Source organism: Rhodococcus sp. NPDC057529 (assembly GCF_042802055.1).
GTDB lineage: Bacteria > Actinomycetota > Actinomycetes > Mycobacteriales > Mycobacteriaceae > Rhodococcus_F.
In genome coordinates, this window is the sequence record NZ_JBHVEY010000011.1 from 148,166 (window position 1) to 170,351 (window position 22,186).

18 protein-coding genes are annotated in these 22,186 nt (G+C 65.6%); 12 read left to right on the top strand and 6 right to left on the bottom strand.

The window, feature by feature from the left end:
- Positions 1–133: 133 nt before the first annotated feature.
- Positions 134–1,504: an aspartate aminotransferase family protein gene (locus ACFU5V_RS22645; RefSeq protein WP_179377872.1), complete on the bottom strand. Its 1,371-nt coding sequence runs from the start codon at positions 1,502–1,504 to the stop codon at positions 134–136.
- Between the two features lie 219 nt (positions 1,505–1,723).
- Here ACFU5V_RS22645 and ald point away from each other — a divergent pair, with 219 nt between their 5' ends.
- From ald to ACFU5V_RS22695, 10 genes are all read left to right on the top strand, one after another.
- On the top strand, positions 1,724–2,845 hold the full coding sequence (ald, locus tag ACFU5V_RS22650) for an alanine dehydrogenase (protein ID WP_378441342.1): 1,122 nt from the start codon (positions 1,724–1,726) through the stop codon (positions 2,843–2,845).
- Positions 2,846–2,948: 103 nt separating this feature from the next.
- Positions 2,949–4,418: a PLP-dependent aminotransferase family protein gene (locus ACFU5V_RS22655; protein ID WP_378441344.1), complete on the top strand. Its 1,470-nt coding sequence runs from the start codon at positions 2,949–2,951 to the stop codon at positions 4,416–4,418.
- Between the two features lie 214 nt (positions 4,419–4,632).
- Complete coding sequence (locus ACFU5V_RS22660) at positions 4,633–5,214, top strand: dihydrofolate reductase family protein (protein WP_378702034.1); 582 nt, start codon at positions 4,633–4,635, stop codon at positions 5,212–5,214.
- A 244-nt stretch (positions 5,215–5,458) separates the two neighbouring features.
- Positions 5,459–6,223, top strand: a complete 765-nt coding sequence (locus ACFU5V_RS22665) for a TnsA-like heteromeric transposase endonuclease subunit (RefSeq protein ID WP_378702036.1) — start codon at positions 5,459–5,461, stop codon at positions 6,221–6,223.
- Complete coding sequence (locus ACFU5V_RS22670; RefSeq protein WP_378702038.1) at positions 6,220–8,283, top strand: Mu transposase C-terminal domain-containing protein; 2,064 nt, start codon at positions 6,220–6,222, stop codon at positions 8,281–8,283. Before ACFU5V_RS22665 ends, ACFU5V_RS22670 begins: the two co-directional genes overlap by 4 nt.
- Positions 8,274–9,329 carry a TniB family NTP-binding protein gene (locus ACFU5V_RS22675; RefSeq protein WP_378702040.1) on the top strand — a complete coding sequence of 352 codons (1,056 nt, stop codon included), beginning with the start codon at positions 8,274–8,276 and terminating at the stop codon, positions 9,327–9,329. Before ACFU5V_RS22670 ends, ACFU5V_RS22675 begins: the two co-directional genes overlap by 10 nt.
- Positions 9,326–10,231 carry a TniQ family protein gene (locus tag ACFU5V_RS22680; RefSeq protein ID WP_378702042.1) on the top strand — a complete coding sequence of 302 codons (906 nt, stop codon included), beginning with the start codon at positions 9,326–9,328 and terminating at the stop codon, positions 10,229–10,231. The genes ACFU5V_RS22675 and ACFU5V_RS22680 overlap by 4 nt, the downstream gene beginning before the upstream one ends.
- A gap of 355 nt (positions 10,232–10,586) precedes the next feature.
- The gene (locus tag ACFU5V_RS22685; protein ID WP_378702044.1) at positions 10,587–10,859 is read left to right on the top strand and encodes a hypothetical protein; all 273 of its coding nucleotides are present in this window, start codon (positions 10,587–10,589) and stop codon (positions 10,857–10,859) included.
- A 419-nt stretch (positions 10,860–11,278) separates the two neighbouring features.
- On the top strand, positions 11,279–12,409 hold the full coding sequence (locus tag ACFU5V_RS22690; RefSeq protein WP_378702317.1) for a site-specific integrase: 1,131 nt from the start codon (positions 11,279–11,281) through the stop codon (positions 12,407–12,409).
- Between the two features lie 2 nt (positions 12,410–12,411).
- The gene (locus ACFU5V_RS22695; RefSeq protein ID WP_378702045.1) at positions 12,412–13,440 is read left to right on the top strand and encodes a hypothetical protein; all 1,029 of its coding nucleotides are present in this window, start codon (positions 12,412–12,414) and stop codon (positions 13,438–13,440) included.
- Between the two features lie 109 nt (positions 13,441–13,549).
- Here the strand turns inward: ACFU5V_RS22695 and ACFU5V_RS22700 are convergent, their stop codons facing one another.
- Positions 13,550–14,422 (bottom strand): alpha/beta fold hydrolase, encoded by an 873-nt coding sequence (locus ACFU5V_RS22700; protein ID WP_378702047.1) that lies wholly within the window; start codon positions 14,420–14,422, stop codon positions 13,550–13,552.
- Between the two features lie 907 nt (positions 14,423–15,329).
- Between ACFU5V_RS22700 and ACFU5V_RS22705 the strand changes: the two genes are divergently transcribed.
- Together ACFU5V_RS22705 and ACFU5V_RS22710 are read left to right on the top strand one after the other, a co-directional pair.
- On the top strand, positions 15,330–15,797 hold the full coding sequence (locus ACFU5V_RS22705; protein ID WP_378702049.1) for a MaoC family dehydratase: 468 nt from the start codon (positions 15,330–15,332) through the stop codon (positions 15,795–15,797).
- Positions 15,794–17,431 carry an AMP-binding protein gene (locus ACFU5V_RS22710; protein ID WP_378702051.1) on the top strand — a complete coding sequence of 546 codons (1,638 nt, stop codon included), beginning with the start codon at positions 15,794–15,796 and terminating at the stop codon, positions 17,429–17,431. Before ACFU5V_RS22705 ends, ACFU5V_RS22710 begins: the two co-directional genes overlap by 4 nt.
- 219 nt (positions 17,432–17,650) lie before the next feature.
- Here the strand turns inward: ACFU5V_RS22710 and ACFU5V_RS22715 are convergent, their stop codons facing one another.
- From ACFU5V_RS22715 to speB, 4 genes are all read right to left on the bottom strand, one after another.
- Positions 17,651–17,920, bottom strand: coding sequence for a hypothetical protein (locus tag ACFU5V_RS22715; protein ID WP_378702053.1), 270 nt, complete (start codon positions 17,918–17,920; stop codon positions 17,651–17,653).
- Positions 17,921–18,043: 123 nt separating this feature from the next.
- Positions 18,044–19,045, bottom strand: coding sequence for a phosphotransferase enzyme family protein (locus ACFU5V_RS22720; RefSeq protein WP_378702055.1), 1,002 nt, complete (start codon positions 19,043–19,045; stop codon positions 18,044–18,046).
- The gene (locus ACFU5V_RS22725) at positions 19,042–20,409 is read right to left on the bottom strand and encodes an aspartate aminotransferase family protein (protein ID WP_378702057.1); all 1,368 of its coding nucleotides are present in this window, start codon (positions 20,407–20,409) and stop codon (positions 19,042–19,044) included. The genes ACFU5V_RS22720 and ACFU5V_RS22725 overlap by 4 nt, the downstream gene beginning before the upstream one ends.
- 191 nt (positions 20,410–20,600) lie before the next feature.
- Positions 20,601–21,698 carry an agmatinase gene (gene speB / locus ACFU5V_RS22730; RefSeq protein WP_378702059.1) on the bottom strand — a complete coding sequence of 366 codons (1,098 nt, stop codon included), beginning with the start codon at positions 21,696–21,698 and terminating at the stop codon, positions 20,601–20,603.
- Positions 21,699–22,186: the final 488 nt, after the last annotated feature.

A 22,186-nucleotide genomic window follows, 5' to 3' on the forward strand; every position in this document is an offset into this window, starting at 1 on the left:
GTGGGCTGCTTGGTGGGGGTGCTGGTTGTCAACTTCCGTCTTCCCTCTTCTTTGCCGTTCGGGCAGAAGCGGGGTCGGATCCTTCACACCACCACCCCCGCCACCCGCTGGAACTCGGGGAAGGTGCCCTTCCCTACGGCTGGATTGCCTTCTCGATGTCGGTGAGCATGCTGTCGATGCCGTGCAGCAGTTCCGAGAGCACCTCGTCGTCGGCGACGAGCGGCGGGGAGATCATCAGCATCGTGGCACCGCGGTCGTCGCCGCGCAGGATCACCTTGGTGCGGGCGAACGCCTCCGGCAGCACCTTGCGCAGTACCGTCAGCGACTCCTGTTCGGTGAACTCGCGGCCGCTGTCGCTGTCCGCCATCAGTTCGATCGCGTAGAAGAATCCGGTGCCGCGGACGTCCTTCACGCAGCGGTGCGAGCGCATCAGCGAATCGAGTGCCGTCTTCAGCTTCGGGCCGCGTGCGCTGACGTTGCCGAGCACGTTCTCGTCGCGCATGGCGGTGATGTTCGCGACCGCGACCGCCGTCGACACCGGGTGCCCGCCCCACGTCGCGCCGTGGGTGAATACGCCGCCCTTGGGCGAGTCGTAGAGTTCGCGCACCAGCTGCTCACGCACGATCAGACCGCCGAGCGGGGCGTATCCGGACGTGGAGCCCTTCGCGAACGTGATCATGTCCGGAACCACACCGGTGAGTCCGTGTCCGAACCAGTGCCCGAGGCGGCCGAACGAGCAGATCACCTCGTCGGAGACCAGCAGGATCCCGTGCTTGTCGCACAGTGCGCGCAGCGCGGCCCAGTATCCGTCCGGCGGGACCAGCGCGCCGCGGCCGTTCTGGACCGGCTCGGCGAAGACGGCGGCGATGGTCTCGGCGCCCTCTTCCTCGATGACGGCTTCGATCGCGGCGATGCAGTCGAGTTCGTTCGCCGGGCCGCAGTCGCCGAGGTACCCGAGCGTGTTGGGTACGGAGCGGACGCCGGGCAGCAGCGGGCCGAACGGATCCTTGATCTTGGGCAGCTGCGTCACCGAGAGGGCGCCGAGAGTGGTTCCGTGATAGGCCATCTCACGGCTGATGATCTTGGTTCGCTGCGGGTTGCCCTGGCTGCGGTGGTACTGCCGGGCGAACTTGACGGCCGTCTCCACGGCCTCGGAACCCGAGTTGACGAAGAACGTCGTCCCGAGGTCACCGGGCGCCAGATCGGCGATCAGCGCGGACGCCTCGATCGCGGGAATGTGGGCGCTGCCCCAGTTGGACGCGTACGCCAGCGTCCCGATCTGCTCGCTCGCCGCCTTCGCGATGTCGTCGCGGCCGTGACCGATATTCACGCAGAACAGACCTGCCAGACCGTCGAGAAAACGGTCTCCCTCGGTGTCGATCAGATAGCTACCCTCACCCCGGACGAACACCGGAAAGTCGCTTTCCCAGGTGTCCTTGCGGGTGAAATGAGGTCCGAGGTGCCGGCGGGCCCGTGCTCGCAATTCGGTGACGTCCACGACCATCTCCTTCGTTGTCGAATGGCTGTGATCCACAACATACCGACGAGGTGGACCGCAGGTCAGAACCAGAAGCGCGGTATTCGATGGGTCCAGACTGGTCCCCGTAGACGGTCCCCAACTGGTCCTTCTGGTCCCATGTCAGAGTGATCCAGACTTCGGTATCGCTCGGCACCACGGCATGTGGCCGGAGCGGCGAACAGCCCCAGCTAACGGAGGTCTCAGATGAGGATCGGTATCCCCAAGGAAGTCAAGAACCACGAGTACCGGGTGGCGGCCACTCCCGCCGGTGTCCACGAAATGGTTGCCCACGGGCACGACGTGTTCGTGGAACGCGGTGCGGGGGAGGGCTCGTCGATCGGCGACGACGCCTACGGCGCGGCCGGCGCGAAGATCCTCGACAGCGCCGACGCCGTGTGGCAGAGCGCGGAACTCCTGCTGAAGGTCAAGGAGCCCATCGCGGAGGAATACCACCGGATGCGTTCGGACCTCACGCTGTTCACCTACCTGCATCTCGCCGCCGGCGAGGAGTGCACCCGGGCCCTGCTCGCCGCCGGCACCAATTCGGTTGCGTACGAGACGGTTCAGCTTCCGGACGGTTCGCTGCCGCTGCTGTTCCCGATGAGTGAGGTCGCCGGCAGGCTCGCTCCCCTCGTCGGTGCGCAGGCACTCATGCGCCCGGAGGGTGGCCGGGGTGTGCTGATCGGCGGGGTGTCCGGTGTGTCCCCGGCGCGGGTCGTCGTGATCGGTGCCGGCGTATCGGGCATGAACGCCGTCGCCGTCGCCGCAGGCACCTGGGCCGACGTCGTCCTGTTCGACAAGAACGTCGACAAGCTACGCGCCGCCGACCGCATGTACCAGGGCCGGATCCGGACCCTCGCCGCCAACGCCTACTCCATCGAGCAGGAGGTCATGCAGGCCGACCTCGTCATCGGCGCCGTGCTCGTGCCGGGCGCCAAGGCACCGAAGATCATCTCGAACTCGCTGGTCGCACGGATGAAGCCGGGCAGCGTCCTCGTCGACATCGCGATCGACCAGGGCGGCTGCTTCGAGGACTCGCGTCCCACCACCCACGCGGACCCCACGTTCAAGGTCCACGACTCGGTGTTCTACTGCGTGGCGAACATGCCGGGAGCGGTGCCCCACACGTCCACGTACGCGCTCACCAACGTGACCCTGCCGTACACCCTGCAGATCGCGGAGAAGGGCCTGGCCCGTGCAGCCAGGGAGAACGCCGCACTCCGCGCCGGCGTCAGCACGATCTCCGGGCGTCTCACCAACGACGCCGTCGGTGCCGCACTCGGCATCGAGTCGATCGGCGTCGACGAAGCGCTCAACCTCGTTTGATATCGTCGCCGGCCCGGCATACTGAGAAGTGCTCGTTCGGGAACTTTTCGGCGTGCCGGGTCGGCCCACACCTGGCCACCTTTGGATCCACAGGAGGCGATGCGTGCCGAGAACACTGATCGAGATCGACCGCAATTCCGCCGAACCGCTCTACCGGCAGGTTCGACGGGCGATCGAACACGGCATCGCCAACGGGCTGTTCGATCCACGCCACCGCCTCCCCAGTTCACGGGAACTGGCGGTCGATCTCGCGATCTCCCGGAACACGATCAACCTGGCCTATCAGGAACTGATCGCCGAGGGACTCGTTCAAAGCCACCAGCGCTCGGGCATGTTCGTCAATCCCGACATGATCGAGACGCTCGCATCCGACGCCCGCGCAACCATTCCGCGCATCGACTGGTCGTCCCGCATCCGGCGGTACCCCGACGCCGACGTTCCGCACATCGAGAAGAACCTCGACTGGCACAACTACCCGTACCCGTTCCTGGCCGGGCAGATCGACATCCGCAGCTTCCCGGCCCGCGCGTGGGTCCGGTGCCTGCGCGACGCGCTGTACCAGCCGCATGCCTACGCCAGCCTGCAGGACAGCGTCGGCGCGGACGATCCGATGCTGATCGACATGATCCGACAGCACCTGCTGCCGTCGCGCGGCATCGAGGCCGGTGCCGACGAGGTACTCGTCACCGTCGGTTCCCAGCAGGGACTGGACCTCGTCGGCCGCGTGCTCCTCGGACCCGAACACCGCGTCGCGATCGAGAACCCCGGCTACCTCGACGCGCGACACATCTTCCTGCGCACCGGCGCTCAGGTGTACGGCATCGACGTCGACGCGCACGGCCTGCGCCCGCCGGAGACGCTGCGCGGCACCGACCTGATGTATCTGACGCCGAGCCATCACCATCCGACCAACGTGACGCTCGGCATCGACCGCAGGCAGCGTCTGTTGCAGCTGGCCGCAGAATCCGGCACCGTCATCGTCGAGGACGACTACGACAGCGAGTTCCGCTATCACGGCAGTCCCAGCCCGGCGCTCAAGGCACTCGACTCCAGCGGCGACGCCGTGTACCTCGGCACGTTCTCGAAATTCCTGGCCCCCGGACTGCGCCTCGGCTACCTCGTCGGACCCGCGGATCTGGTGCGTGAGCTGCGCAAAGCTCGCCGGTACGTGCTGCGCCACCCACCCGGTCATCAGCAGCGGGCCCTGGCGATGCTCATCGACAGCGGCGAGTATCACCGCGCGCTGCGCCATCACCGCACCCAGATGAAACACAAATGGGAACGCCTGTGCGCGGCCGTCGACAAGTACCTCCCCTGGCCGCAGGAGCCGTACCCGCCCGGTGGCGTCAGCCTGTGGATGACCGGTCCGGAGAACCTCGACTGCCGAGTGCTCGCGCGGGAGGCCGAGGCCCGCGGCGTCCTCATCGAACGCGGCGACATCTTCTTCACCCAGCCGGTACCGCCCCGCAACCACTTTCGCATCGGCTACGGGGCGATCCCCCTGCGCTCCATCGAGGAAGGCATCGCCCTCCTCGGTCAGGCGTGCCAGGCGAGTCTGCGCTCTGGCAGGTAGACCCCGACGGCGCCATCGCCTGGTCCGGGGACCGCTAGCTGTACGACGTGCTCGCCCGCACCTACTGCTTCGCCGCCACCGTGTTCGCGATCAACCCCGCCGGACCGATCGACTGGGGCGACCTCGCCGGTGGCGCACCGGCTACTTCGACCAGCCCCCTTCGGCCACGACACCCGGGCTAGATTTGGGGCACCCCAAATCAGAGGAGAGCCCCGTGGGCAAGGTGGTCATGTACAGCTCGGTGTCGGTGGACGGCTTCATCGCGGACGAGAATGACCAGCCCGGAGCGTTGTTCGACTGGTTGTCCAGCGGTGACGTCCCGTTGGACGAGAGCGGCCAGGTTAAGATGTCACAGACGTCGTACGACTACACCCGACCGTACTGGGACCAGATCGGGGCGACGCTCGTCGGCCGCCACGTCTTCGACATGACCGACGGCTGGGACGGAAAGCCTCCGAGCGGGATCGACCACGTGGTCGTCGTGACGCACCGGCCGCAGCCCGAGGGCTGGGACCCCGAGACGCCGTTTCACTTCGTCGACGGCGTCGAGGCAGCCGTGGCCAAGGCGCAGGAGCTTGCGGGCGACCGCATGGTCGAGGTCGCCGCCGGCGACGTCGGTGGCCAGGTGCTTGCCGCGGGCCTGGTCGACGAGGTGCGCATGGACGTCGTACCCGTCGTGTTCGGGTCCGGCAAGCGCTACTTCGGGTCGGTCCACGCGCAGCACCTGTTGGAGGATCCCGACGTGGTGATTCAGGGCAACCGGGTGCTCCACCTGCGCTATCGGGTGCGCCGTTGACCGATCTGAGCGGGTACGCCGATTTGCGCGGGGTTGGTGCTGTAAAAAAACATTTCCGCAACGTCTCGCTGAAAAGCGCAGGTGAGCACACGTTTTGTGTCCTGACTCAGTGAAGCTGGCGAAGACTCAGTGAATCTGGCGAGGGTGGGCGGCTATCTGGCGAACGGCTCAGTGAATCTGGCGAATCTGGGATGATCACCCGCGACCGAGGCATCGGTGAATCGAGGCGAACGGGTGGTGGTGGGTGGCTGGCTCGGGAACGAGGCTGCGCGCGGTGTCGGGTTGTGCGCCGAAAGGACATCTGCAGGGTTTCGATGTTGCGTTTGCGGACCCCGACGGTGGTGAGGTTCGTGGGCCATTGTCGGAAGCCGGGGGTGTGGCGTTCGAGAGGGTGTCACCGGTTCGGCGGTTCCCGTCTTATCGGGGGCAGCGCAGCAACCCGGGATTCTATTACTCGGAGACGAACGGCGCGCATGTGCCGTTCGAGTCGTGGCTGGAGCGGGACGAGGCGATGGCGCTGGATTTCGACGGGACTGTGGTGGGGTTTGCGGCGCAACCGTTGTGGCTGTTCTGGTCGGATGGGGAGCGAGCGCGGTCGCATGCGCCGGACTTCTTTGCCCGCATGTCCGACGGCCGGGGTGTGCTGATCGACTGTCGTCCTGCAGAGCGGATCAAGCCGAGGGATGAGGCCGCTTTCGCCGCGACCGGGCGTGCCTGCGAGCAGATGGGGTGGGGATATCGGCTGGTGAGCGGACATGATCCGGTGTGGTTGGCGAATGTCGTGTGGCTGGCCGGGTATCGACATCGCCGGCACCGGATCGAGCCGACGGTGTCGGCGCTGCTGGCAGCATTCACCGGACCGAGGCCATTGATCGAGGGAGCCCGCTCGGTGGGTGACCCGATCGCCGTCCTGCCTGCGCTGTATCACCTGTTGTGGTCAGGGGAGCTGGTAGTGGATCTGGCGGTTCGTCTGGAGGGGTGGTCGATCGTGGCGGGGGTGGGACGGTGACACGGGTGCTCGAGGTCGGTGACCGAGTGGTGTTCGACGATGACGAGTACCAGGTAGCTGGTCTGTCCGGAACGACGGTGCGGCTGGTGAATTCGGGCGGGGAGCCGTTGGCGGTATCGCTGGTGCACCTGGTCGGGTCCGACGGGTTCCGCATCGTCGGAGGGGGCGGTGCGGCGCGATCTCCGGGCGGCTTGGCCGGTCACGGGCTCGATGATCTGCCCCGGGAACAGGCTGAGCTTGCCCGGTTTTGGGAACGTCACCTTGTCGAGTTGGAGACCGGGCTGCCGCCGGGTGCTGGCCCGGACGGCCGACCGCGGCCGGAATACGATCCTGGATTGCGACCCCTGAGCGAGCGTGAGGCAGCCAAGGCCGCCGAGCTCACTGCCGCCGGGACCCCGACCAGCGTGAGAACCGTGCAGCGGATGCGGGCACGCTACCGGTCCGGCGGAGTGCGGGGACTGGTCGACGGCCGTTCCGCGCGGTCGACGTCGGTCTACGGGCGCACCGATGAGCGGGTGGTGGACGCGATCCGCGACGCGCTGGACGGGGAGACGAGGCGGTCGACCGGCACCCGGGACCGGCTGCGCCTGCGGGTGGAGGCGATCCTGGCCGAGCGGCACGGTGACGGGGTGGTGGGGTTGCCGTCGAAGGCGACGTTCAATCGCCTGGTCTCGGTGATGTCCACGGGCCGGCATACCTTCGGCGCCGCCACCACACGCCGGTCGGCGGCGAATCGGCCGGCCGGACCGTTCACCGCGACGTGGGCGTCGCGTCCGGGCCAGCACGTTCAGATCGACACGACCCCGCTGGATGTGTTGGCGGTGTTCGACGACGGGATCGCGCGGCGGATCGAGCTGACGGCTGGGGTCGATGTCGCGACCCGCACGCTCACCGCCGGGGTGTTGCGGCCGATGGGAACGAAGGCGGTGGATGCGTCGTTGCTGCTGGCGCGGATGCTGGTGCCGGAACCGATGCGCCCGGGTTGGGCGGAGGCGCTGCGGATGTCGGTCTCGCGGCTGCCGCATCGCAGCCTGGCCGATATCGATGCCCGGATGGAGCAGGCCGCCGCGAAGCCGGTGATCGTGCCGGAGATGATCGGCTGTGACCGTGGCAAGGTCTTTCTGTCGGAGACGTTCGTGCGGTCCTGCGAGACGCTCGGGATCTCGCTGCAGCCGTCGCATCCGCGCACCCCGACCGACGACAGCGTGATCGAGCGGACGTTCCAGTCGATCAACACCCTGTTCTGCCAGCACGTCGCCGGCTACACCGGCCGGGACGTGACCCGCCGCGGCGCGGCGGTGGAATCGGAGGCGGTGTGGTCACTGGCGCAGCTGCAGGACCTGTTCGACGAGTGGGTGATCCACTGGCAGCGCCGACCACACGAGGGGCTGCTCAGCCCGGACAGCGGACGGGCGTGCTCACCCAACGAGATGTATGCGGTGCTGGTCAGCGCCGCCGGCTATCTGCCGCTGATGCTGACCGGCGAGGACTATCTCGAACTGTTGCCCTCGCACTGGCGCACGATCAACGACTACGGGGTCCGGATCGACCGGCGCACCTACGACGACCGCGCACTCAATCCCTACCGCCGGCAGCATTCCGGTGTCACCGCCCGAGGCGGCGCCTGGGAGGTCCGCTACGACCCCTACGACCTGACCCAGGTGTTCGTCCGCAACCACCATGACGGCGGCTGGATTCGGGCGGCCTGGACGCATTTGCCGATGGTGTCGGCGCCGTTCGCGGACTTCACCTGGCGCCACGCCCGTCAGATCGTCGCCGACTCTGGGCCGACCGAGGAACCGGTGGAGACCGCGGCCGCACGCGCGTTGGCCGACCTGCTCGATCGGGCCGGCACCGGCCCGGACACCGGGCCGCAGGCCAAGGCCGATCGCAAGGTCGCCGCCCGCACCCGCGCGGCCGTTCCCGGGCGGCCACCGTCCCCGCCGGTCGATCTGGGGGAGGTCGAGCCCGAGGACGACTTCGACGACGCCGCCGAGATGGGAACAGTGATCCCGTTCGGCGTCTTCGACGCGGCCGAGGAGGCGCAGCGATGGCGGTGACCGACCCCGACACGATCGACCCGCCCCCAGACGAGCCGCTGACCACCAAGGAAGGCTGGTCTCGCTGGGTCGGACGCGACCGCAGCGCACCCGAGTTGCGAGACGATTGGCTCGAGTTGGAGCCGCGGGAGCGTGCCGCCTACGACGATGTCCGCCTGGACTATCACAGCGACCTGATCGTGGTGAATACCCCAACCATCCAGGAGGTCGTCAAGACCGTCCGTCGGTTGCTGATCCTCAACCGCCGGCAGATCTCGGCCCGACGCGGCCTGATCGTCACCGGCGGCGCCGGCACCGGCAAGACCACCGCGATCACTCAACTCGGCCGCACCCACGAACTCGGCGTCCGTCTCCGCGCCCCGGTCCGTGGTCCGCGGATCCCGGTCCTCTATGTCACTCTGCCGCCCGCGGCGACACCGCGGATGGTCGCCGTCGAGTTCGCCCGATTCGTGGGCCTGCCGGTCACCGCCCGCGCCAACCTCACCGACATCACCAACGCCGTCTGCGCGGTGCTCTGCGACGTCGGCTGTGATCTGGTGCTGGTCGACGAAATCCACAACATCTCCCTGCAGACCCGAGCCGGTGCCGAGGTCTCCGACCAGCTCAAATACTTCTCCGAACGCATCCCCGCGACCTTCGTCTACGCCGGCATCGACGTCGAACAGGCGGGCCTGTTCAACGGAGTCCGAGGCCGGCAGATCGCCAGTCGCTTCGCCACCATCTCCACCCACCCGTTCGCCTACGGCACCGGCGCGCAGCGCGAGCACTGGCGGGCCCTGGTCGTCACCCTCGAGCAGGGGTTGCGCCTGCACCGGCACACCCCAGGCGCCCTGGCCAGGCACGGGGAATACCTCTATCAACGCACCCACGGCATGCTCGGTAGCCTCTCGCACCTCATCCGTGGCGCCGCCATCGACGCCATCCTCGACGGCACCGAGAAGATCACCAAAGCCCACCTCGACGCCATCCTCCTCGACCGCGCCGCCCAATCTCTGCCCACGCCCGCGAAATCGAAGCGAAGCCGCACCAGCACAGGAGTGGCGTGACATCGGTGCCGGGACCAGCGCGGGCACTGCCGATCCCCGCCCCACCGTCGGCCGGTGAGACGGTCGAGACCTACCTGCGGCGCCTCGCCCACCTCAACCACGTCCATGTCGACGACCTCAAGCTCCATCTCGGCCTCGAGCACACCCGCCGGGTCGAAACCATGAACGCCAGCACCGTCAGCAGACTCGCCACCATCACCGGTCGATCGCTGACCGAGCTAGGGTGGGCCCTACCGGAACTTTCTGAGCGGCACAAGAATCCGGCACTGTTCCGGGACGACCGATTGCCGGCATGCCCTCACTGCGTCCGCCGCCACCGCGGCGGACCGATCCTCCGGTACTACCCGCCGCACGTCCACGCCTGCACCAAGCACCGCATCTGGATCGGGCACGCATACCCGCTTAGTTCACCACGGCTGGGCACCTGCCTCGACATCAGCAAGACCCCGGCGATCACGGCCGCCGAGCGCCGTCACCGGCGATTGGCTGGACGTCACGGTGCGGTGCGCACCCGCGATGCTTACCTCTGTGCAGGACAGATCTGGGACCACGTCGTTTCGCTCTTCCTCACAAACCCGGTTGCGGAGACCCTGAACATCCTCAGCCCCACGGTCGTCAGGCACTCCACCTCTGAGCCGGCCTACAGGGCCGCCGTTTACCCGAAGCTCGTCATGATCACGACGCTGCTCCTCTCGTCCCACTGGAGTCGCGTCGCAGCACACCCCGACACTCGCAACGAGTTCTTCAGCGAAGCCAACCGACGCATCCACGGCTGGAGCCACGGCTGGATCTCCAGCCGTCACCCTCTCAACGCATGGGCCGAACACCTTTCCGACGGACGATGCACCAGTTCCACGCTCGCCAGATTCAATGATTCACAGACCATCAAGGTGACTCGATGAATATGGCGAACAGCAGGTGAGAAGCTCGTGATTTCGCCAGATTCACTGAGCCAGGACATTTTGCTCTGCAGAACGTCACCGGGGCGCCTCGGCCGTGGATTTCGTGCAGGTGGAGGCGTTCCCGGCTCAGTGCAGGTGGCGGACGACTCAGTGAATCTGGCGAGGCGCTCGATTGCCCTGACTCATCACATCTGATGCCGACTCGGCGATGCTGATGCCGACGGCGGCCAATCTGATGCCCGGCGCAGTGATTCTGATGCGGGACTCCCGGACCAGCGCGCCGAGGACGAGTGGCCGTGACGAGCCGGCACGAGCGCTCGGTAACAGCACAGCCGGCGATCGCGACGGTGATTGTGTGCGGACACTGATACTGATCGGAACGGCCTTCGGACTCGGCGCGGGCCTGGTGTGTACCGGCCTGTTCGCCTGGTGGCTGTCCTACCCGGTGCACGTCTATACCGCCGGCCACGAACCGCTCGGCGCCGACGTCACCACCACCGGGAGCATGGAATCGGTGAACCCCATCCCGTTTCTTGCGGCCGGCCTGATCATCAGCGCGGCCCTCGGCGCGGCCTCGGGTTTCGTTGCCGCGCGCCGCGGGTGGCGACTGACGCGACCCACCGACTGATCACCAACAAATCGATGGGAATGGGCGTCGCCTGCCCGCGCGGGCTGCGAATCTGGGGGGATACAACCCGCGCGGGGTAGACGACCCCGACGGCCGACGGGGGGATGCGGTCGGTCGGGGCCGGGCCGCCGATCCCGAAGAATCTGCAGCCGGGACTGCGGGTACCCGACCCGTCCGGCGGCTACACACCCACGGTTCGCCGGCAGGCGGCGCCGGGGCGAGCACGCGCGTCAATCGTTCCTTCCTTCTGAAGGCGGAAAGCTGCTGTTACCGCGTAACCAAGCCGGGCGGCACCATCCCGCCGGGGAGGTAAGGTTCGCTGGAAATGCCACGTCCCGCGATGTTTTCGGCGCGCGGTCTGTCGGTGGTGACCGGTAGGTTCGAGAGTTGTGACGATCGAACAGTCCTCCCCGCCGCCCATGGCCGCCGTAAGCGTGTCGGAGTGGGGCAGTGCACCGGTGTTGCCGGACGCGGCGGTGTCCCGGATCGCGCAGGCGGTGTCCACGTCCCGTGCCGAGGGCACCCGCCGCACGTACGCGTCGGCCTGGCGGCGGTTCGAGACCTGGTGCACCACGCACGGGCACACCGCGCTGCCGGCGCACCCGGTGACGGTCGCCGCCTACCTGGTCGACGCCGCCGACACCTACGACGCGGCGGGGGAGTGGGCGTACGCGCCGATGACGTTGGCGCGGTGGGTGTCCGCGATCGGCCACCACCACCGCACCGCCGGGCAGCCCACCCCGCACACCCACGACCTGGTGCGCTCGACCCTGTCGGGGATCCGCCGCGACTACGCCTCGACCGGCGACCGGCCCCGCAGCCCGCGGGCTCCGTTGCTGGTCGACGACGTCGTCACCATCGTCGGATCCGCCCGGGTGGCTGTTACCGGCTGGGCGGCCGAGGTCCACGAGCGCCGCGACAGCGCGTTGTTGCTGATGGGATTCGCCGGGGCGTTCCGGCGCAGCGAACTCGTCGCCCTGCACTGCGGGGACGTCACCGTGCACCGGCTGGACGGGGTGCATGTGCGGTTGCGGCGCTCGAAGACCGACCAGGAAGGCGCCGGTGTGGTGCGGGCGTTGCCGTTCACCACTCACCATCACAGCTGCCCACCGTGTGCGTATGTGCGGTGGGCGCAGGTCGTCGCCGCCTACGATCTCGCCGCCCGGCCCGGGGTGATCCGGTTGCTGCGCACCGCACCACCGTTCGAGCATCATGTGTGTCGATCCGGGTTGCCGCGGATGCGGGCCCGGGCGCCGTTGTTTCGGGCGATCGCCAAGAACGGCAACCTCTCCGACACCGGGCTGTCGGGGGCGTCGGTGCATGCGGCGATCCGCCGCCGCGCCGCCGCGGCCGGCTACGACGAGAACGTCGTCGCCCAGCTCGGTGGGCACTCGTTGCGGGCCGGGTTCGTCACCCAGGCGTTCCGCAACGGCGCCGACGCGCACGCGATCATGCGCCAGACCGGACATGCCACGCCCGCGATGGTCGAGCTCTACGCCCGCGAACACGCACCCCTCGTCGGAAACGCCGTCAATGAGATCGGCCTCTGACGGTGTACGTCGACCTCGGCACCATCACGCAATCGGTGGGTAGCAGTCCGAATCCGGTGGTGCCCCGGCGGTATCGGTACGACTGGGCGCTGTTCGTCGACTGGTGCACCGCCTGCGACCACCGGGCACTACCCGCGCAACCGTCGGCGCTGGCGCAGTTCCTCGCGGAACATCCGGCGGCTGACGGCACCCAACGTCGGCGCGTCACTGGGATCAATATCGTGCATACCCAGGCAGGATTGCCGGCGCCGGGCCGGGCCGAGACCATCCGCCAAGTCCTGAACACCGCACGAGCAGAGCGCATCGGACGGCTCTCAGCGGTCGCCGTAGCGCTAATCGCGCGGATCCCGGTCACCGGGTGGCCGGCGGGTTTGTTCGGCCGCCGCGACGCCCTCATTCTCGCTCTGGTCGCTGCTGGCCTGGGCTTCGAGCAGATCGCCCGGTTGTCTCGTGGCGACATCACCGTTGAATCCGAGGCGCTCGTCATCAACACGGGCGACGCGTGGATACGCGTTCCTTCCTCGGTCACGGATGCGACGACTCCGGTTGCGGCCTATCAGAACTGGATCGAAGTCGTCGGCTTCCTCGACCGCTACCCCAGCACGAAACTGCTGGCTCGACAGCTGGGCAAGGAGGCGGACCTGTCCGGTTTCGCGGAGTGCGTCCGCCACGACGACCGTCCATTGCTGATGCCGATTGACCGATGGGGCCACACCCCCTACGTGCCGACCCCGCTAACAGCCCAATCCGTTGCGACCATTGTCCGCGCCCACCTCACCGGGCAGGCACCTGCCCATACGCCGCCACCGGTCCGGCCTCGCCACACCCCGGCGCGGCCGGACCCCACACCACGCCTGGATGCCGAGTCCATCGAACTGGACCAGGACTACTACGACCGCGGCATCCACTCACGCCGAACGGCTCACGATACGCTCAAGGACGTCACCGACATCTTGGACGACATCGAGGACGAAGCCGACAAGCTCCTCGCCGATCTGCTTTTGTTGCTCGACGATTCCACCGCTGATTAACTCTGGCGGAAGCAGAGACCGTCGCCGGTGGGGTGGGGACCCACGGGCAACGAGGGCTCTGAGGAAATCGGTTTTGCTCGGGGCGAGTCAGATCCGTTCTGCTCTGTGGTTAGATTCGCCACTCCTGCACGTGAGTCAGTATCTCGCTGGTCACACGGTCGGGAGCGTCGATCTGGAGCCAGTGTCCCGCTTTCAGTTCGATGAAGCGATAGGGGCCCGTCATCATTTTTGCCGCGGCCTCACACGAACTTCGGCTGACGAAGGGGTCCGCATTACCCCACATGCACAGGGTCGGCACCGAAACATCTGCGAAGTCCAGTTCATCGTCTGTCGGACTTATCCCGTCCGTTCCGAGATACCAGTTGTATGCCGCTTCCAAGGCCCCTGGTTGGGTCAGTACCGACGCGAAATCTGCGTACATCGGCTCAGGCGTATTCACCGACCAGTCGGCACGAAGCTCCCGAAAGTCGTCGCGGGACCATTCCTCGACCAGCTCATCGACTCCAGTTTGAGATCTCAGTCGATGCACGTATCCGCTCATTGCGCGCTGATCCGGATCTTCACGAATGGCCGTACCGAAGGCACGAACATGGGGCACCGCCAGGGCCGACCACGAGCGGACTCGCGCACCGAGTAGGCCAAGGGAGGCCCACCCCGCGATCGCTCCGAAATCGTGGCCCACGAGGTGAAATCTGTCGAAGTTGAGCGCGTCGGCACATCGAACGACATCAGTGGCAATGTCTGTGTACCTGTAGCTCTTAAAACCCACTGGCCGGGCGGAGGGACTGTAGCCTCGTTGGTCGGGAGCGACTGCGCGGTATCCGCGATCTCCAAGAGCGCTGAGTACGCCTTCCCAGATCGCCGAGGTTGTCGGGAACCCATGTAGAAGCAGCACCGGTTCACCATCGAGAGGACCGGCCTGTCGTGTGCGAAATGTCAATCCGTTTTCAACCGTGAGGTTCTCGATGCGAATCTCCGCCATGGCTCCTCCAGCTGTAGTGAATGGCACCAATCTAGATTTCGGTAGTTCATCATGTGCTCTGAGACCCTGAGAGGCCTTCATGTCGGATTCATCGTGCAGGGCAACCCGCGACCTATCTGTACAGAGAATGCACATCGCAAATCCCGGCCACATCGCTTCAGGCAACCAGTGGGAGCTGCACATCGGCGGAACGAATGCTGAAGGCAATGCACTGGTTCGATTGGCGCCCGCGATCTCGACAGGATGGCGTTCACCGGATCCCCCGAACCGGGCAGGCGATGATGATGGTGGCAGCGCACCGTCCGGCCGGAGTTACCACGTCTATCGGCTGGCCAGCTGTCGAGCGCGCGCGTAGCGCCTCGATCGTGGGTGTTAAAAATGCGGACAGTTACGCACGCGTCGGCGGCCGATGATGGGTGCACTGATTTCCTGTGTCTCGAGGTGGTCCAATTGCCCGTCATCATCATTCACCCGAGTGTGTCCGGTACGGTTTCGTGGCTGATTAAGGAGTCAATGTGCTCCTAATTAATTTGCCTTGCAGTACATATCGGCAACGGGGTGCTTCCTCAAGGCGGGCCGGGTGCCCGTTCGCGATGCCCCGAGCGCTCGCCGAGGGAGGTGTGGTCCTTGCCGATGCCAAGGAGTAAGCAGTCGGAAATTGCGCACTCCGCACCACCGACGCCCATCGATGGCAAGACCATGCGGCGCGGCCGGCTCCGTTCGCGCCGTCACCACGATCGCGTTGGGTGCATCGTCCGGATCTAGGGTGCTTCCGCTGCACCGGCCCGGGCGGAGACCATCCACGGCAGCACCAGCTTCGGGTCAGCGCTGACAATGTTCATCGACGGTGATACCAATCGCCGGTCCCTCCTCAATCCCCAGAAAATATGAACTGTAAGGACATTCGTTGATATCAACTCACTTCGAAAACATCAGTGTCGGTGACACCACCACCACCGAATCGCGCACAATCACCAACGAGTACGTGCGGGACTTCGCCGAGCTGACCTGGGACCGGCACCCGTTGCACCTGAATCCCGAGTACGCGCAACAGACTCGCTTCGGCCGCCAGATCGCGCACGGCGCGCTGATGCTGTCCACCCTGCTGGGCCTGGTCGAACTGCACCCGAGCTACCTGCAGTGCTTCTACGGCCTCGACGATGTCCGCTTCCATGCACCGACGTTCTTCGGTGACACTGTCCACGCTGCCTCCGAGGTCGTCGCGGTCCGGCCGCGACAGGATGGACAGACCGCGGTCGTCACCTGTAGGGGCGCGCTGATCAACCAGGCCGGTACCCTCGTCGTCTCCGGTCTCTTCTCCCTCCTGGTCGCGGGGAAAGACCAGGCCATCGAGATGGAAGCAGCAGCACAATGATCGCCCCATCGCAGCAAGACTGGTGGCAAGACCTCGACACCACGCCGCTCACCTGGAACATCCCCGCCGAGTTCAACATCGCGCGGGCCTGTGTCGACGACCAGAACCCGTCCGATCCCGCCCTGATTGTCGACGTTGGCGGATACTGGCATCAATACACCTTCGGCGAGGTAGCCACCCGCAGCCGCAAGTTCGTCGCAGTGCTCGCCGACCTCGGAATCACCGCCGGTGACCGGATCGGGGTGATGGTGCCGCAAGGCATCGAGGTGCTCACCGCGCACCTTGGGGCTTTTCGGGCGGGAATCGTCACCGTGCCGCTGTCGGTCAAATTCGGGTCCGACGCGGTCGCCCACCGCATGAACGACTCGGGAGCACGGATCCTCGTTGTCGACAGCGAGGGCTATGCCCGCATCCGGGACGGCTTGTCGGACATCGAGTCGCTGGAAGCGGTGCTGCTGGTGGGGGAGTGCCCAACCGAGTCGACATCGGTTCCGATGCACTCGTTCCAGCGGCTCCTCGACGATGCCACCGAGGACAACCGCGTGGCACACACTGGACCGGATTCGCACGCGATCATCATCTACACCTCCGGCACTACCGGGCGACCGAAAGGTGCCCTGCACGGGCACAAGATCCTGCCCGCCCACATGCCCGGCGTCCGCACGGCCTTCGATGGCGCCCCGCATCCGCGGGACGTATTCTGGACCCCCGCCGACTGGGCGTGGATCGGGGGACTGTTCGACGTGCTGTTCCCGGCACTCGCAATGGGTTGCCCGGTGGTGGCGACCCCGGACAAGTTCACCCCCGCACGGGCGATCGACGTGATGCGCCGGCACAAGGTCACAGCGTCGTTTATCCCCCCGACCGCTCTCAAACAAATGCGCAGCACGGGCGTCGACCGCGCCGCCGCCCGCGATGTGCGACTACGCGCCTTGGCCACCGGCGGCGAATCCCTCGGTGATGCGCTGCAGGAATGGGTTACCGACACCTTCAGGGTGGCGATCAACGAATTCTACGGGCAGACGGAAATGAACATGACGGTCGGCACCTGCAGGTCCACCTGGGAGCCCGAGCCGGGCTCGATGGGCCGTGCCTTTCCCGGCTTCACGGTCGGTCTCTTCGACCCGGTGGGCGAGCAGGTCGAGACCGGTCAGGTAGGCGAAATCTGTATCGCTGCAAAGAATCCCGGACAGTTTCTCGAATACTGGAATCAACCGGACAAAACCCGAGAGAAGGTCCACGATGGCTGGATCCACACCGGCGATCTCGCTCGTGCCGACGCGGCAGGGAACCTCTGGTACCAGGGGCGCGCCGACGATGTCATCTCGTCGGCGGGCTACCGGATCGGGCCCGGTGAAATTGAGGAATGCCTGCTTTCGCACCACACGGTGGCCATGGCCGGCGTGATCGGGGTGCCCGATCAACTGCGCGGTGAGGCGGTGCACGCATTCGTTGTCCTCGTTGACGAAGTCACCGCATCCGAGGAACTGCGCCAGGAACTGCAAGCCCACGTCAAGAGGCGTTTGGCCTTCTATCAGTACCCCCGGCAGATCACCTTTCTCGATCAGCTGCCTCTGACTACGACCGGCAAGATCATGAGACGGGAACTTCGCACCGTCGCCTCAGGTCGCTGAACACCACAGAACCAACCGTAAGTGGTCCGTACCTTGGCTCCGCCATGACTGGCCGGTCCCCCGCAGCGGTTCGCCGCCCGCGTTCCGATCGAGCCGACGAGGGGATCGAGGGTGGCGCCCCGGACTCACCCGGGGCGCTCACCGTCGGCTCTGGGTGACGCGCGTGTCTGCTGCAAAGGGGGATCGCGAGTGTTCATCAGATCTGTGGTCTGTGCTCCGCTACGGATTCGAACAATCGGACATAAAGTACTCACTGCGGGTGGACCGCAGACGTAGACCGTTCGGTCCCCGTGCCGCGTGCTCGCATCCGCTCGATCCCCGCGACTCCGATCCTTCGATCTCGTCGCAGCGGACTGGAGCGAACCCCAGGGCCAGGTCATTGTCCATGTCGGAGGGGTCGTACAGGCCGCCGCGGATCCCGACGTGAAGACACGCCTCGAGGTCGAGCAACTCCTCTTCGGAGGCCCTGCGGAAGGGCGAGGCATGCACGGAGGGCGACCCGAAGTAGGTGTTCCAGGTGTCTGTTGTCGTGGGTAGGAGCTTTGAGGGTGTGGGCTTGCAGCGCTGCAGGAAGCCCCGGTTACGCCTTTCCCCGAGTCGGGTACTACTCCGTCATCTGTTGGTCGACACGCGCAGGTATTCCTCCGCGGCCGAGACGGTGACATCGACAATTCGGTCTCCGAAACCCCCGGGTACTTGAGCCAGTGGGTGGGTAGCGCTCCATCCCAAGACCAGCATCCGCCTCAGCATGACGAAGTCCCGAAGACTGTCAAGTTCGAGCGAGGAGAGAGGTCGGCACTGCTCGTAGCCGCGGATCCACGCGTTGGTCAGTTCGTCGACGAGAGGTCCTTCTTCGAAACAGGCCATCGCAGGAGCGATATCCTGCATATACCAGCCGATTCCGCAGTCATCGAAGTCGATCACCCACAGATCCTCGCCCTCGACCATGAGGTTGAGCACGTGAAGATCGCCATGCACAAGACCGACTGGTTCGTCCTCGCTGGCCGAGAAGTGAGTCAGCCGGTCGGCGATCAGGGTGGCGGCTCTTTCCAGTAGCCGGCGATCCGCTGGGGTGAGTCTAGGATGATTCGCCCAATATCCGAACCGGGCTTCCGCTGTCAGCATGGTCTCGAGGTCCCATCTGTAGCGGTAGAAGCCCGCCGGCCGACGCCAGTGGCGCGCGTGATCGTGGAGTTGTGCGGTGATGGCGCCCAGACGTTCATATACCGCGGGAGTGGCGTCGTCCATGGTGAGGTTTTTGCCGGGGACCCGGGTGAACATCACGGCGTCGCGGTCCGGAGCGCCCTCGACCGGAAGCGTGATCACCGGCTCTCGGTCAACCGCCGCAACTGGATCGCACACCAGAACGTCTGTCTGCCGGCGAATCGCTGCCATCCACGCGAGCTCAGACTCGATGGCGGCACGCTGATGATAGTTATGGCGGTGAACCCTGATAACACCATCTTGGCCGGTAGATGGATCGCGCACCGCGAAGTTGGCATTCTCCGATATTCCCAGGAGCGCGACATCCGCGTCCGCGGACATCCCGTACCGATCCGGAAGTGTCGACCGAATCGAATCTGTGACTCGGTCGATGTCTGCCCATTCGTTCATTTCGGGGTCACCGTCCTTGCGACCATGTCGAAGGCGGTCAGGAAGCGGTCCACGTCGCTCTCGGAGAACACCAACGGAGGGCGAATCTTCAGTACGTTCGCGTATGGGCCTGCGGCACTGAAGAGAACACGCCGGTCCTTCATTCCGTTGACCACGGCGCGGGCAGTCTCCGGATCTGGTGACTTGGCATCGAGGTCGCGTACGAATTCAACACCGATGTACATTCCTGCTCCCCGCACGTCCGCCGCGTGTCCGGTTTCATCGAGAATGTGCCGCATTCCTTCCGAGAGCATGCCCCCCATCTTCGCCGCGTTGGCGATCAACCCCTCTTCGCGAATGACGTCGAGCACGGCTTGGGCTGCGGCGATTGGGACGTTCTCGCCGCCAAAGGTGTTGAAGTAGGGAACATTCTCCCCGAACTCGTTCATCAACTCATGCTTTGCTACCACCCCGCCGATGGGCATACCGTTGCCCATCGGCTTGCCCATCGTCACGAGGTCAGGGACGATGCGGTTGCGCTGGTATCCCCACATCGCGTCACCGGTGCGTGCAAAGCCGGACTGCACTTCGTCGGAGACAAACAGGCCCCCGGAATCGTGAACCAGATCGACAACACGTTCGAGGACCGTCTGGGGGTTCGGGAAGATCCCATCAGAAGAAAACAGACTGTCGACGACGAAGGCGGCCAATCGGATCCCGTGGCGCTGCATATCGTCGACCTGGTGTCGCACACTGGCCAGGAACCACTCATCGAGATCGGCGTCGCCCCGTCGGAAGGTGTCAGGGGGAGCCACAGTTCGTACGTCAGACCCGAGAGCGGTCCCCTCTCCGGAAGCTGGTGACCACGACGACACATCCCGTGTGCACCCGTGGTAGGCGTAATCGGAGACGATGACTCCGGTACCGCCGGTGACATGTCTGGCGATCCTGAGTGCGAGATCGTTTGCCTCGGACCCGGTGCAAGTGAACATGACGCTCCCGAGCGCGTCATCATGGGTTGTCATGAGGTTCTCGGCGTAGTCGACGATATCGCTCTGCAGGTAGCGCGTGTTCGTATTGATCATCCCGAGTTGGGTCGATACCGCCTCCACGACCCGCGGGTGGTTGTGTCCAACACTTACGACATTGTTATAGGCATCGAGGAACTCGTCGCCGTGCACGTCCACGATCTTGGTGCCCATCGCCCGAGCCGGTTGGAAAGGTTGAGAGTAGGACAGCCGATACGCTGGACCCATGACCTTGCGGCGCCGGTCGATCAGCGCCCTGGTGCTGTCGTCGAGCGACGCGATATCGCTGGCACCGAGAGTATTGATCGACACCGCTTCGATGGGTGTCGCGGTGCACTGCAGGTGTTGTTTCGGCATCGAGCCATTCCTTCGTCTAGGACAAGCGGCGAGATGTTGATGAGCTGGCGGTAGTAAACGGCTCTGCGCTGGAGCAGCCCCGCACTGTTGCTAAGCGCTCACGAAAGTACAAAGCATCGGAGCGGTCCTGCACGATGGTCACACACTGTGGGCAGGCTCAACTGTTCGAAGACTGCACAGCGCCGGACCGCTCAATGGTGATGCACGTGCCGGGTTCCCTCACCATTGCGCCTCGCCTGCTCGCCCATGGTGATAAGTCGGAGTTGCTCATCGATTTCACGGCCGTGCAGAAGCGGCTCCGCCGGATCCCACACGGTCCCCTGTTCCTTGTCCTTCCGCCGACGCGCGATCGCGGAAACCGCCTCCAAGATGACCCGATTCCCCAGCAGCGCGGTGATATCGGCGTGGTCGTAGGGCGGCGAGACCTCGACGACATCCAAGCCGAGGACAGGGAGTTCGTAACAGATGCGGCGGACGGCATCGAGGAGCTGACGTGACGAGAATCCACCCGGTTCGGGGGTGCCGGTGCCGGGGGCGTGGCCCGGATCGCAGACGTCGACGTCCACGGAGAGGTAGACACCCACGCAGTCGTCGATGGCGATGGTGAAAGCCTCGCTCAAGCATTCATCGAGTCCACGAGTGACAATCTCGGTCATTTCGTACGACCGCAGTCCCTGCGCAGCCATCCACTGCAGAATCGTCTCGTCCGGCCAATACCCGCGCAACCCCATCTGGAGAAAGCGGTCGCCGCGCAACGCACCCGACTCGATCAAGCGACGCATCGGGGTCCCATGAGAGACAAGAGAACCCATCTGGATATCGCCAGTATCGGCGTGTGCGTCGAAGTGGATCATCGATACCTTGCCGAATCCGTGGTGTCGCGCCACACCGGTGTGGTCGGGCCACGCCACCGTGTGGTCACCCCCGAGCGTGATCGGGATTGCGCCGGCCGACGCAATCTTGTACACGGCCTCTTCTAGACGTTGAACCGCCTGCTCGATGTTTCCGTTGAACATGTCCACGTCACCGGCGTCGTACACGCGCAGGTCGGTCAGACCGTCGACCCGAAGAGCGAGACTCGGTCGTGACCCGTCATGTGGCAGATAGCAGCCCTGGCGCAGGGCAGACGGCCCGAACCGCGCCCCCGAACGGAACGTGGCGCCTCCGTCGAGGGGCGCGCCGACGATGACGACATCGGCATCGGAGTATGTAGACCGATCGTCGAGGTCACATGGGTCGACGCCCAGAAAGGTGATGTCCGGCCCGAACTGTGCACCGAGACGTGCCATCGAATTCCTGCTTTCTTCGTGGTCGCGGCGCGACCTGTGTATTTGCGGTTTCAGCCGTTCTGTGAACGGGCGCAGCGGATCCGGGCGACGAGCGGTGTCACTGACGACGCAGATGAGGCCATCAATGATGGACACTCCATGTCCGCGCGTCGGTTACGTCCCGACTGCCTTCTCGCTCCCGTCCGGCTAGCTTATTCGAACGCCATTCGGATAAGGTGTGGGAAACGATACTCAACGCCCAGACCATGTCAAGGGCGATCGGACCGGAGGTGAATGCACACAGACGTGGCGATGTCGGAGCGCCACCTACAGCCCACCCCGAGCGCACCGGACGATGAGGCCACGGTGACCACGACGTTTCCCGCCGGTCCCTGTGCGAACAACCGTGTGGCCCGCCGAGTTCGTTGTACACGCACCGACCTGCACGGCGGACCAAACTCCATGCCGCCCACATCTGAACCATGCCGTTCGCGGCCGGACCGCCCCGA